Below are 12,485 nucleotides of genomic sequence, written 5' to 3' on the forward strand. Positions count from 1 at the left end.
AACCTTCAACCCAGGGGCGTGAAGGCCCTCCGGAGCGAGCGGCCGGCTCTGGGCTCCGCCATCAGTGCTGTCAGGCTGAGGCGTACACGCCGTCCAGGGTCAGCTCGTCGGCTCGGTGGCAGCGGGGTACGGTCGTGGGCTCGGTCTGGCTGCACAGGTCGATGGCATACCGGCAGCGGGGCTGGAAGCGGCAGCCGGTGAAGTGTTCGTCCGGCGTCGGCACCTCGCCCGCGGGGAGCACCTCGTCACGTCGTCGCAACCGCGGGTCCGGCCGCGGGACCGATCGCAGCAGCGCCTCGGTGTACGGATGCTGGGGATGGTCGAACAAGTCCTCGGTCTCGGCCTCTTCGACGATCCGCCCGAGGTACATGACGGCGACCCGGGTACACAGGTGCTGGATCACCGAGAGGTCGTGCGAGATGAACACGTACGTCAGGCCGAGCTCGTCCTGCAGGTCCTCCATCAGGTTCAGGATCTGACTGCGAACGGACACGTCGAGCGCGCTGACTGCCTCGTCCGCGACCACCAGGCGGGGCTCGGTGACCAGCGCCCGGGCGATCCCGATCCGCTGCCGCTCGCCACCGGAGAACGCGTGCGGGTAGCGGCGCATCAGCTCGGGCCGCAAACCACAGCGCCGCAGGGCTTCGGCGACCCGGTCCTTCACCTCGCTTCCGCTGGCCAGATTGTTGACAATCAGCGGTTCGGCGACGATCTGCTGCACGGTCATCCGCGGGTTGAGCGAGGAGTTCGGGTCCTGGAACACGGTCCGGATCTCGGTCCGCAACGGCCGCAGCTGGCTGCGGGACAGGCCGGCCAGGTCGACCTCGGACCCGTCGGCGCGCCGGTACACAATCCGCCCCGTGGTCGGTTTGTGCGCGCGCAGGATGCACCGCCCGAGGGTGGTTTTCCCGCACCCCGACTCACCGACCAGACCGAGCGTCTCACCGCGCTGGACGACCAGATCGACGTCGTCGACGGCGTGTACGGTCGTCCGGTTCCGCCGGCCGAACAACCCGGCGCCGCCGGTGAACCGCATCGTCAGACCTTCGACCCGCAGGATCTCCTCAGCCGGCATCGGCGGCCACCTCCTCGTGCTCCAGTTCGTGCCCGTCCCGGATGCTCTCCGCGGTCGGGTAGTGCACGCAGCGAACCTCCCGCTGCCCGTCGCTGACCAGCTCCGGGTTCTCGACGTCACACTCGCCGAGCACGACGTGGTCGCAGCGCGTCCGGTACGGGCAACCGCTCGGCCGCTGCTGCGGATGCGGGACCTGGCCGCGGATTGTCGGCAATCGACGCCGCGCCCGCCGCTCGATTCGCGGTACGGAGCGCAGCAGCGCCCGCGTGTACGGGTGCCGGGGATCGTGGAACAGCGAGTCGACGTCGCACTCCTCGACCACGTTGCCGAGGTACATCACCGCGACCCGGTCGGCGAGCTCCGCGACCACGCCCAGGTCGTGGGTGATGAACAGGATCGCCATCCCGCGCTCCTCCTGCAGCTTGCGCAGCAGCCGGAGGATCTGGGCCTGGGTGGTGACGTCGAGGGCGGTCGTCGGCTCGTCCGCGATCAGTAGTTGCGGGCGGCAAGCAAGTGCCATCGCGATCATCGCGCGCTGCCGCATCCCGCCAGAGAGCTGGAAGGAGTACGAGTCGATGCGCCGCTCCGGGTTTGGTATACCAACGCCGCGCAGCTCGGCAATGGCGCGTTCGCGGGCTTCCTTCTTGCCGAGGTTCTCGTGCAGCCGGAGCACCTCGACCAGCTGCTGGCCGATCGTGTGCACCGGGCTGAGCGCCACCATCGGCTCCTGGAACACCATCCCGATCTCTTTGCCCCGGATCCGCCGCAACTCCGGCCCCCGCGGATCCAGCGCGGCGAGATCGACAACCTTCCCGCCCCCATCGGCCGGGTCAGCACCACCGCCCCCGCCCTCACGGGAACGGAAGTTGATGCGCCCGGCAACGATTCGGCCGGGTGGGTCGACCAGGCGGAGGATCGAGCGGGCGGTGACGCTCTTGCCGCACCCGGATTCGCCGACGATGCACAGCGTCTTGCCCGGTTCGACCCGCAAGGTCACATCGTCGACCGCCTTGACCAGTCCGTCGGCGGTAGCGAAGTGCGTACTGAGCTTCTCGATCTCCAGCAGCGGCTCGATGGTGTGCCTCCTCATGACTCGTACGGGTCGGCGGCGTCCCGCAGACCGTCACCGACGAAGTTCAGTGCCATCACCGCGATCACCACCGCGGCTCCGGCGGCCAGCAGCCAGGGCGCCGCGGTCAGGACCCGGATGCTCTGCGCCCCACTGAGCAGCACGCCCCAGCTCACCACCGGCGGCTGCAGACCGAGCCCGAGGAACGACAGCGCGGTCTCGCCGAGGATCATCCCGGGGACGGCGAGGGTGAGCGACGCGATGATGTGACTGGTGAACGCCGGCAGCATGTGCCGGCCGACCACCCGGTGCCAGCGGGCGCCGTCCAGCTCGGCCGCGAGAACGAAGTCCTCGTCGCGGATCTGCAGGAACCGGCTGCGGATCACCCGCGCCAGCCCGGTCCAGCCGATCAGCGACAGGATCAGCGTGATCGCGAAGTACGTCTTCAACGCACTCCACCCAGGTGGTACCGCGGCCGCCAGACCGAGCCAGAGCGGCAACGTCGGGATCGACATGAAGAACTCGATCACCCGTTGCACGATCCCGTCGACGAGCCCACCGAAGTACCCGGAGATCCCGCCGAGCAGCAACCCCAGGACCAGGGCCGCGCTGACACCGATCAACCCGACCGACATCGAGATCCGCGTTCCGTAGATCACCCGGGAGAGATTGTCGCGGCCCTGATCGTCGGTCCCGAGCAGATGGAACGGCGCGCCCGGCTGACTCGGCCCGAGCAGATGCCGGTCGGACGGGATCAGCCCCCACAACTTGTAGTGATCACCCTTCGCGAAGAGCCGGACGCCGTACCGCTGCGACTTGTCGACCGTGTAGTCACGCAGCAGCGTCTCGGGATTGGGCGTGCCCTTGTACCCGTTGACGAACAGATGCGGACTCGAAGTGAGCGACACCTTCATGAGCTGCGGTGGCGCGTACGCACGGTCCGATGCGTACGTGTCCTGGGTCTGCGGCGCGAGGAACTCACAGAACGCCGCCGTGAAGTAGATGAATCCGACGATCCACAGCGAGACGACAGCGAGCTTGTTGCGCTTGAACCGCCGCCAGATCAACGTCCGCTGCGAAGCCAGCGCCAGCGCCGGCTCTTCCGTGGCCGGGACCGGGGTGTCGGCCAAAGTGTCTGTCTGAAGCGTAGTCATTTGGAGCTCCCCCCGTACCCGATCCGGACCCGCGCATCGACTGCCGCGAGCAACAGGTCGGAGATCAGCGTGCCGATCACCGTCAGCACGCAGGCGATCAGGATGATCCCGCCGGCCAGGTACATGTCCTGGCTCTTCAGCGCGTTCAGCAGCAGCGGCCCGGTGGTTTCCAGCCCGAGCACGCTCGCCACCAGGACCTCGCCGTCGAACAGTGCCGGGATCGTCCAGCCGATGGTGGCGATGAACGGGTTGAGCGCGACTCGCGTCGGGTAGCGCATCAGCAGCTTGCGCTCGTCCAGTCCACGCGCCCGGGCGGCGGTGACGTACGGCTTGTGCAGCTCGTCCAGCAGGTTCGCCCGCAGTACGCGGATCGTGCCCGCGACCCCTCCGGAGGCGAGCACGAGTACTGGCAGCCAGAGGTGATTGAGCAGATCGAGCAGCTTGCCGAGGTTCCACGACGCGTCCTCGAACTCCGGCGAGACGAGCCCCGACAACGTCACCCCGAACAGCTTGAACTCGAGGTAGACGACGGTCAGCGCGATCAGGAACCCCGGTACGGCGAGCCCGAGAAACGTCAGCGCGGTGATGACGTAGTCGAGCTTGGAGTACCGGCGCGCCGCCGAGTAGATGCCCGCGATCAGCGCGACCGTCCACCCGATCAGCCAGGTCGCCAGACCGAGCCCCAGCGTCAGCGGCAGCCGCTCACCGAGCAGCGTCGAAACAGGTTTGTTGTACTGGAACGACTGCCCGAAATCGCCGTGCAGCACGATGTTCGTCATCCACCGGAAGTACTGCTCGAGTGGTGACTTGTCCAGCGCGTACTGTGCCCGCAGTGCCGCCAGCTGGTCGGAGCCGACCGTCTGACCCTGCTGCTGCAGCTTGGCGACGACCGTGGTGAGGAAGTCGCCAGGCGGCAGCTGGATGATCAGGAACGACACCAGCGAGATCAGCAGGACGGTGGGCAGCATCGCCAGCAGGCGGCGGACCAAATAGCCGGCCAAGAGGATCCCTTCCGGTCAGGAGTGCTTCTCCGGGGAGTCGAAGTACATCTGCTCCGGCGACGAGGCGTTCTCATAGTGGGTACGGAAGCTGGCGATCGCGTCCGGGCGTACGTTCCGCAGGTCGCCGGCCGCGATCAGTGGCTGGAACGGCGTACCGACGGTGCCGATGATCCAGACGTTCTGATCGTGCAGTTTGAGGATCTGGCGCCCGAGGTCGAGCCGCTTGTCCTTGTCGGCGGTGGTCACCAGCTGGTCGTACAGCGTCTGCAGCTTGCGGATGTCACCGGTCGGTTCGAGCCCGAACTTGTCCTTCGGGTTGCCGTACCAGTTGCCGTACTTCGGCGCCCAGTACGTCAGCCCGTTGGTCGGGATGTACCAGAGCGAGTCGATGTCCCACAGGATCGTGGCGGGCGGGTACGCGACCAGGTCGTAATCGCCGTGCGGGATCTCCTCGTACCAGAGCTCCGGTGTCATCGGCTTGGCGACCAGGTCGATGCCGACCGCCTTCCAGTACCGCTGGGCGTACTCCAGCACGCTGATCGCATCGATGCCGACACCGACCTCGAAGCACCGGCCGACGAGCTGCATCTTCTTGCCGTCCGGCCGCAACCGCATACCGTCCGGTCCACGCTGGGTCAGCCCGGCGGCATCGAGCCGCTTGTTCGCCTCGTTGACGTCGTACTCGATGAACCGCTGGCCCATGCCCTTCTCGAAGTACTCGTCCTCGGGCTGAGCGCAAGGATGCCGGATGAAACCCTGCCCGGCGAACAGTGCGTCGTTCATCTCCTTGCGGTTGATCGCATGCGAGAGACCCGCACGGAAGTCGACCTTCTGGAACAGCGCGCGCAGCACGGGGTCGGGGTGGCTCTGGTTCAGGTTGATCGAGGTGTTCGGCTCGGCCACCCAGCGGTTGACCTTGTAGCCCTTGGACTCCTGGTTCTTGATCAGCAGCGGCAGCTGTTCGGCCTGGATGTCCGTGACCTGCAGGTCGAGCTGCCCGTTCGCGGCGCGCAGCCCGAGCGTCTCGGCCGGCATCACGGTGTACTGCTGGCTGTCGATGTACGGGAGCTGACGCCCTTGCTCGTCGACCTTCCAGTAGTACGGATTGCGCTCCAGCCGGGCCGTCACGCCGGAGCCCTGCAGCGGCGCGACCAGCTTCCACGGGCCGAGGATCGGTGCGTCGGCGTTCTTCCAGATGTCGCGGCGGCCCTTGAAGAAGTCGGACCAGGTCGGCGCCGGGTACTTCTTCATCAGCGTCTTGAGCTGGGCCGGTGAGATGAAGTCCTTGTGGAACTGCTTCAGGTAGTGCGCCGGCAGCAGCACCGTCGACGACGAACCGAAACCGGTCAGGCCGATGAAGCACAGGTACTTCAGCAGCAGACCGTGCGGTACCTCGAACTCCATCCGCAGCGTGTGGTCGTCGACCTTGACGAACTTGCCGGGCTTCCCGCCCGGCGCCAGCCAGCCGGGGAAGACCGGGTTGAGCTCCTTGTTCAGGAACTCCTTCTCGTACGCGAACATCAGGTCGTCGGCGGTGAACGGCTGCCCGTCGGACCACTTGACGCCTTCGCGGAGGTGGAAGACGTAGACCTTACCGTCCTCCAGCACCTCCCACTTCTCGGCCAGGCCGGGGCCGGGCTCGGCGGGCGTCGTCGGGGTCCACTCGAGCAGACCGGCGAATTCGACGTACTGGTTCTGCGTGGCGCCCCGGTCGATCTGACCGCGCTGCAGCACCCCGCCGTACTTGCCGGGGCTCTGGATCGGCTTGATCACCATCGGGTTCTTCGGCAGCCGCTGTTCCAGCGGCGGAAGCTTGCCGTTCTTGACCATCGCGGACAGGACCGGTGACTCCTTCGCGCCGGCGTCGGCGGCGGCGCCGGACCCCGAGGCCTTCTTGGCATCGGTGGAGAAGAAGGAGCAGCCCGCGACGGCGGACGCGGACAAGGTGAGGCCGGAGACCCGGAGGAACGTCCGGCGGCTCAGGGGATCGGACATAGCGGCTACCTCCACGCGGACCAGGTCCGCCGATCAGCACTCTTTCCGGGACAGTCCCATGAATCGGCTCATACTTCAAGATGTGAGGTGCATTTTCATCATCCTGTATATACGCCGACTCGAAGACAGCTTCCGGCCCGGGCGCTACACTCCGAGCATGGTGACTGAGACAGCGGGGGACAGATCGCCGTCGCCGGCGGTCGCCCGGGCGCTGACCGTGCTGGAGACGCTGGTCGAATCCGACGAAGAACTTACGCTGACCGCGCTGGCCAAGAAGGCGAACATCCCGCTGGCCACCTGCGCGTCGATTGTCTACACCCTCGAGCAGCGGGACTACGCCAGCCGCCGGGTGGTCGGCCGGAGCCACTTCTGGCGGCCGACCCTGCGCCTGTACGGGCTGGCGACGCAACTGATCCGCAAGGTCGACCTGTCCTCGGTCGCCTCCCGGGAGATGCGCGACCTGGCCGACCGGCTCGGCATGCCGGTGCACATCGGCGTCCTCACCGGCTCCTCGGTCGTGTACGTGGCGAAGGCGGCGATGCCCGGCTTCATCCAGTTCGACACGTACCCGGGCAAGGTCTCGCACTTCAACCTGACCGCGCTCGGCCGGGCGATCGCCGCGTACCTGCCGGAGGACGAGCTGAAGCCGCTGCTGACCCGGCTGGAGCGTGGCTACGGCCCGAAGGGCAAGCCGGTCGACGAAGAGAGCTTCCGGGCCGAGCTGGCCAAAGTGGCGAAGCAGGGTTTCGCGGTCGAGGACCAGGAGGAGCAGGCTGACATCGCCTGCGTCGCCGCGCCGTTCTTCGCCGCCGGTGGGCATGTCACCGGCGCGGTCGGCGTCACCTCGTTCGCCCGCGACCTGACCCGGGACCTGCGCAAACAGGCGCAGTCCGGCCTGGTCGAGCTGGCCGGCGTGATCTCGGCCCGGCTCGGCGCCACCGAGCTCTGACCCCCGCGCCGCACCCCTCGCTGCACCCTTCGACGCAGACCGGAGCCGGCTGAGGCTTGCCGCAGCCCGGCGCCGGACTTAGGCTTTTCTGAGATAGCAGAATTGTTTTCGATATCTCGAAAATACCCTGAGGAGTGGTTCGGATGACCACGCACGGCCCGTATCCCCAGCCCACCGGCGGTATCAAGGCGACGCTCACCGGTGGCAACACGGTCGGCGCGTCGATCCGCGAGCGCGAGCCGCGCGCGGACGGCTACCGGCACCTGGACACGCCGGCGTTGATCCGCCGGCTGCTCGACCTGAACGCGAACACCTACCTGTACTGCATCTGGGACTCCGCGACCGACTACGACGACCTGGTGGACGAGTTCATGCCGGCCGCCGAGGCCGCCGGCATCGACGTGATCCCGTACATCGTGCCGCCGACCGAGACCTGCGACTACGGCCGCTCGTCCCGGCCGTACAAGCTGGACTACATCGCCTGGGCCAAGGCGTTCGCCGAGCTCTCGCTGAAGTACCCGAACTTCAAGGCCTGGGCGATCGACGACTTCGAGGTCGGCAACAACGCGACCCTGTTCACGCCCGAGTACATGCGCGACTTCCTGGCCGCGGCCGCGGCGATCAGCCCGGAGCTGCGGTTCTACACCTGCGCGTACTTCGGGATGGCGACCAACGCCGACTTCCTGGACAAGTACGGCGAGTTCGTGGACGGGATCATCTACCCGTTCCTGGACGGCCCGTACGAGAACACCAGCATCGCCGATTCGCTGGCCCGGTCGATGGACGAGATCCTGGCGCTGACCGATCCGCGTGGGCTGGAACTGATCCCGCTGATCTACACCGGCCGGTTCCTGGACGCACCGCTGCACGCGACCCCGGAGTACTGCACCGAGACGCTGACGACCGCCGCCGAGTACGTTGCCGCCGGCAAGATCCCCGGCGTCGTCTCGTACGGGACGCAGCTCGACGACGGCCCGGCGCCGACGGTCGAGAACAAGGCGATGTACGGAAACGGCCGGCTGGCGCTGGTCAACTCGCGCGCCCGGGCCGCGGCCGGTTCGACCGCGTCGGCCGGCCAGCGGGTACGCGTCGATCCGCGGATGTCGCGGTACGAGGTGTCGTTCTGGTACCACCGCTGGTTCGTCGCGACCGGCATCGAGCCCGGCCGGTACCAGCTGGAGATGCTCATCGACGACACCGTCGTCTGGAAAATGGACATGTTCGAGCAGCGCTGGCCGGTGTGGACCAACGGTGACGGCATGGAGGGTCCGGTCGACGTCACTAAGTACGTGGCCGGCCGCGACGAAGTCGAGCTGACCTTCCGGCTGCATGTGCTGCAGGAGACCGCGGGACAGATGATCGACGTCGGGGTGGACCACGTCGAGTCGATCGGGCTGGCCGTCCGCAACGGCGGCTTCGAGGAGAACAGCGACTGGACGCTGCGCAGCAGTGGGCCGGCGTTCGCGATCTACGACCACTACCTGCGGGATCGTTCGGCGCGGATCTTCGCGGCCATCTCGCGGGTCTACGGAAGGTGAACGGTGATGGCTGAACAGCTCAAGACCGGCTGGCCGCAACGGGTCGAGCGGCAGCAGGACGTGATCGACACCGTCAGCCGGATTCTGTCCGAGGTCGAGCACGAGGGCGGTGCGGCGATCCGCCGCTGGTCCGCGCAACTGGACCACTGGGAACCGGAGTCGTTCGTCGTTTCCGCCGACCGGATCAAGGCCGCCGCCGAGACGGTCGACGAGGAGCTGGCCGGGCACCTGGAGTTCGCCCGCGCGCAGGTCGAATCGTTCGCCCAGGCGCAGCGTGCGACCTTGACCGATCTGGAAGTCGAAACGATGCCGGGCGTGGTCCTCGGCCACCGGCACCTGCCGGTGTCGAAGGTCGGTTCGTACTCACCGGGCGGGCGCTATCCGCTGATCGCGTCGTCGATCATGACCGTGACGGTGCCGAAGGTCGCGGGCGTGGACACGGTGGTCGCGGTCGCCCCGCCGCGGGACGCGAACGGCATCTACGGCCCGCAGCTGTACACGATGAACCTGGCCGGCGCGGACGTGATCCTCTGCCTCGGCGGCGTCCAGGCGTTCGCGGCGCTTGCCTTCGGCATCGAAGACGTACCGCCGGTCGACCTGGTCGTCGGCGCCGGCAACGCGTACGTGGCGGAGGCGAAGCGGCAGCTGTTCGGGACGGTCGGGATCGACCTGCTCGCGGGGCCGACCGAGGTCGCGGTGATCGCGGACGAGACGGCCGACGCGCGGCTGGTCGCGGCGGATCTGCTCGGTCAGGCCGAGCACGGCCCGAACAGTCCGGCGCTGCTCGTCACGACCTCCCGCGACTTCGGTACGGCCGTGATCGCGGAGGTCGATCGCTGGCTGGAAGGGGATTGGCCAACGAAGGAGGTCGCCGGCGCCGCTTGGCGGGAGCACGGGACCGTCGTGGTGTGCGAGTCGCGTGAAGAGGTCGTACAGGTCTCGGATGCTTATGCGGCCGAGCACCTCGAAGTGCAGACCGCGGAGGACGACTGGTACGCGGCGAATCTGCGGAACTACGGTTCGCTGTTCATCGGGCCGGAGGCAACCGTCGCGTTCTCCGACAAGTCGATCGGTACGAACCACGTACTGCCGACTGCCCGCGCCGCTCGGTACACGGGCGGTCTGTGGGTCGGGAAGTTCCTCAAGACGGTCACGTACCAGCGGCTGACCGCTGACGGCGCACGGACGATCGCGCCGTCGACCGCCGCCATCGCCGACGCCGAGCTGATGCACGGCCACGCCCTGACGGCCCGCCTCCGCAACTCCTGACCGCCCTTCGCCCTTTGAGTGGTTAACCCCGCAAGTTGCCCGTTCACACCCCGCATGCGGGAGGTGAACGGGCAACCGCCGGGGTTAACCACTCAACTGCGTTCAGCCCAGGTGGGGGAGGAGGTCGGCGAACTCGGCCAGGAGGCGGTCGACCATGCGGACCTCTTCCGCGTCCAGACGGTGCGCGGGCTCCCGGCAGTACGCGCTGGCGAACAGGCCGCGCCGGACCGAGATCAGCTTCTCGGCGGCGATGATCCGCTCGGTGTCGAGCATCCAGTACGAGATGTACGGCAGCAGGCGCCGGTGCAGGTCGACGCCCGCCTCGCCGTCGCCGGTGGTGAGGCGGCGCCAGATCTCGACGTACACCTCGGTCAGCGAACACCCCGGCTGCGTACCGACCGCGCCCCGGCGGACCGCATCGGGAAGCTGCACCCCGGCGTACCCCTCGACTGCCGCGAGCGCCGGCGTACCTTGAGCGAGCTCGGCGATCAACGGGCCGGGCGGGCTCGACTCGACCTTGACCAGGCGCAGGTTCGGGTGGTCGGTGGCGATCACCCGGAGCAGGTCGGCGTCCAGGCTGGTGCCGGTCTCGGTCGGCGCGTACTGCAGCACCATCGGGACCGGGTCGATCGCGGTCAGTACGGCGCGTACGTGCTGCTCCAGCGAGCCGCGGGACGGCGACAGGAAATGCGGCGGCAGCAGGTTGATCAGGTCGGCTCCCGCCTCGACCGACTCGCGCGCCCGGCGGGCGGCCAGCTGGGTCGCGTGGTCCTGGACGGCGACCACGGCGGCGACGTCCGGGCGGTCGCGGGTGTGCGACAGCAGGATCTCGGTCAGCCGGCGGCGTTCGTCCTCGGACAGCTTGTGGAACTCGGACGCGAAGCCGGGGAACATCACACTCGTCACCCCCGTGCCCAGCACGTACCGGACGACCCGGTCGAAGCCGTGGTAGTCGACGTCGCCGTCGGCGGTGAACGGAACCTCAAGGACCGGGGACACGCCGCGAACCAGCAGCGACGCGTCCGTGGGCCGTTCGGCCCCGAGCTCGGTGGTGACCATTTCTGCCTCCCGTTGTGTAGTCACGGTCGCCCCAGTAGCCGGGCTACGTTGCCGCCGAACACCGCGGACTTCTGGTCCGGATCGACCGGCCAGTCCCGGATCCGGTCCACCTCGGCGAGTGGCACGGTGTACGGCGAGTCGGTCGAGAAGACCAGCCGATCGGCCCCGATCCCGGGCTCGGCGAGAAAGCCGCTGAGCACGGTGTCCCAGGGTGCGTACGACGTGTCGCCGTACAGGTTGGGCGCGTGCAGCAGGGCCGGTACCGCGTCGATCCAGAAGTCGGTGGCGCCGCTCTTGCCCATCAGCACCGGCAGCTCGGGCCGGCGGCGGGCCAGGCTGGCGAGCGGCAGCGGTACGGCGTTGGCGGGCGTCCCGGTGCGGACGTAGACGAACCAGCCGGCGGACGCGGCGAAGTCGAGCAGCGGGTCCAGCAGGCCGTCGAGCAGGTCGAAGCCCTGCAGCACCGAGTCGACCGCGAGCGCGACGGCGCCGGCGTCGCGGGCCCGGTCGAGCTCGTCCAGGGCGGCCCGGCCGCGCCACGGGTTCGCGACCGCGTACGCGAGCAGGCGGCCGCCGGAACCCGCGGCGGCGTTGGCGGTTTCCTCGTTGCCCTCGCGGTTGTCGTAGGCGATGCAGCGTTCGGACGGCGAGATCAGCGCCTGATCGATGCCGAGGGCATCCATCGTGGCGAGCAGCTCGGCCGGTTTCAGGCTGACCTCGCGGCCGTCGCCGATCCGGACATGGGCGTCGATGATCATGCGGGCACCTCCAGCCCGAGCGCGCCCAGAGCGTCCGCGTGCACGATGCCGTCGATGACCTCGTCCGGTACGCGCGGGAACTTGGTGCCCTCGAGCATGTCGTTGACGGTGTACAAACCGGCGATCGCCTCGCCGGTGGTGGCGATCGGGAAGTCCGACCCGAGCAGCAGTTTGCCGGTCGCGCCCCACTCGACCGCGTTGATCAGGGACTGGTACAGCACCCAGGGCCGCAGGTAGATCGACGACACGTCCGCGTACACGTGGGGGTGCTTGCGGATCGTCACCACGGTTTCGCGGCTCCACGGGTGGCCCATGTGCGCCATCACGATCCGGAGCTCCGGGTACCGCAGGGCGATCTCGTCGGTGACCAGGGGATAGGTGTACCGAAGGGGCGCGTGCCGCATCGGGGAGGCGCCGGAGTGGAACAGGATCGGCAGACCGTGCCGCTGGCAGTAGTCGTAGAAGGCGAACGCCGGCTCGCTGAGCGGGTCGAAGTTCTGGTAGTTCGGGCCGAGCTTCACCCCGACCAGGCCGAGCTCGCGGCAGCGGTCCGCTTCCTCCAGTAAGTCGGAGGCCAAGCGGTCTTAGGAAGACAACTCACAAGACCAACTCCTTGGC

At 68.1% G+C, this 12,485-nt stretch carries 10 protein-coding genes; 3 read left to right on the forward strand and 7 right to left on the reverse strand.

Going from position 1 to position 12,485, the window contains the following annotated elements; translation table 11 throughout:
- Positions 1 to 70: 70 nt before the first annotated feature.
- The 5 genes from ABD260_RS20260 to ABD260_RS20280 are packed head-to-tail and all read right to left on the reverse strand — an operon-like array spanning position 71 to position 6,294.
- Complete coding sequence (locus ABD260_RS20260) at positions 71 to 1,075, reverse strand: ABC transporter ATP-binding protein (RefSeq protein WP_344235167.1); 1,005 nt, start codon at positions 1,073 to 1,075, stop codon at positions 71 to 73.
- A complete protein-coding gene (locus ABD260_RS20265; RefSeq protein WP_344235168.1) occupies positions 1,065 to 2,165 on the reverse strand; it encodes an ABC transporter ATP-binding protein in 1,101 nt (366 codons plus the stop codon). The genes ABD260_RS20260 and ABD260_RS20265 overlap by 11 nt, the downstream gene beginning before the upstream one ends.
- Complete coding sequence (locus ABD260_RS20270; protein ID WP_344235169.1) at positions 2,162 to 3,298, reverse strand: ABC transporter permease; 1,137 nt, start codon at positions 3,296 to 3,298, stop codon at positions 2,162 to 2,164. Before ABD260_RS20270 ends, ABD260_RS20265 begins: the two co-directional genes overlap by 4 nt.
- Entirely contained in the window at positions 3,295 to 4,299 is a 1,005-nt protein-coding gene (locus tag ABD260_RS20275; RefSeq protein ID WP_344235170.1) for an ABC transporter permease, read from the reverse strand. Before ABD260_RS20275 ends, ABD260_RS20270 begins: the two co-directional genes overlap by 4 nt.
- Before the next feature lie 15 nt (positions 4,300 to 4,314).
- Entirely contained in the window at positions 4,315 to 6,294 is a 1,980-nt protein-coding gene (locus ABD260_RS20280; RefSeq protein WP_344235171.1) for an ABC transporter substrate-binding protein, read from the reverse strand.
- A gap of 157 nt (positions 6,295 to 6,451) precedes the next feature.
- Between ABD260_RS20280 and ABD260_RS20285 the strand changes: the two genes are divergently transcribed.
- The 3 genes from ABD260_RS20285 (at position 6,452) to hisD (ending at position 10,050) form a co-directional block, all read left to right on the forward strand.
- Positions 6,452 to 7,243, forward strand: a complete 792-nt coding sequence (locus ABD260_RS20285; protein ID WP_344235172.1) for an IclR family transcriptional regulator — start codon at positions 6,452 to 6,454, stop codon at positions 7,241 to 7,243.
- Between the two features lie 143 nt (positions 7,244 to 7,386).
- Entirely contained in the window at positions 7,387 to 8,781 is a 1,395-nt protein-coding gene (locus tag ABD260_RS20290; RefSeq protein WP_344235173.1) for a hypothetical protein, read from the forward strand.
- A 6-nt stretch (positions 8,782 to 8,787) separates the two neighbouring features.
- A complete protein-coding gene (hisD, locus tag ABD260_RS20295) occupies positions 8,788 to 10,050 on the forward strand; it encodes a histidinol dehydrogenase (RefSeq protein WP_344235174.1) in 1,263 nt (420 codons plus the stop codon).
- 102 nt (positions 10,051 to 10,152) lie between these two features.
- Here the strand turns inward: hisD and ABD260_RS20300 are convergent, their stop codons facing one another.
- Together ABD260_RS20300 and ABD260_RS20305 are read right to left on the reverse strand one after the other, a co-directional pair.
- Positions 10,153 to 11,133 carry a dihydrodipicolinate synthase family protein gene (locus ABD260_RS20300; RefSeq protein ID WP_344235175.1) on the reverse strand — a complete coding sequence of 327 codons (981 nt, stop codon included), beginning with the start codon at positions 11,131 to 11,133 and terminating at the stop codon, positions 10,153 to 10,155.
- A complete protein-coding gene (locus tag ABD260_RS20305; RefSeq protein WP_344235176.1) occupies positions 11,130 to 11,867 on the reverse strand; it encodes an amidohydrolase family protein in 738 nt (245 codons plus the stop codon). The genes ABD260_RS20300 and ABD260_RS20305 overlap by 4 nt, the downstream gene beginning before the upstream one ends.
- Positions 11,868 to 12,485 lie beyond the last annotated feature (618 nt).

This window comes from Kribbella hippodromi (assembly GCF_039531045.1).
Taxonomy (GTDB): domain Bacteria; phylum Actinomycetota; class Actinomycetes; order Propionibacteriales; family Kribbellaceae; genus Kribbella; species Kribbella hippodromi.

Bases quoted from the DNA above. Each gene is read 5' to 3' on its own strand.
- ABD260_RS20260 (WP_344235167.1), bottom strand. From the start codon at position 1,075: ATGCCGGCTGAGGAGATCCTGCGGGTCGAAGGTCTGACGATGCGGTTC.
- ABD260_RS20265 (WP_344235168.1), bottom strand. From the start codon at position 2,165: ATGAGGAGGCACACCATCGAGCCGCTGCTGGAGATCGAGAAGCTCAGT.
- ABD260_RS20270 (WP_344235169.1), bottom strand. From the start codon at position 3,298: ATGACTACGCTTCAGACAGACACTTTGGCCGACACCCCGGTCCCGGCC.
- ABD260_RS20280 (WP_344235171.1), bottom strand. From the start codon at position 6,294: ATGTCCGATCCCCTGAGCCGCCGGACGTTCCTCCGGGTCTCCGGCCTC.
- ABD260_RS20285 (WP_344235172.1), top strand. From the start codon at position 6,452: ATGGTGACTGAGACAGCGGGGGACAGATCGCCGTCGCCGGCGGTCGCC.
- ABD260_RS20290 (WP_344235173.1), top strand. From the start codon at position 7,387: ATGACCACGCACGGCCCGTATCCCCAGCCCACCGGCGGTATCAAGGCG.
- hisD (WP_344235174.1), top strand. From the start codon at position 8,788: ATGGCTGAACAGCTCAAGACCGGCTGGCCGCAACGGGTCGAGCGGCAG.
- ABD260_RS20305 (WP_344235176.1), bottom strand. From the start codon at position 11,867: ATGATCATCGACGCCCATGTCCGGATCGGCGACGGCCGCGAGGTCAGC.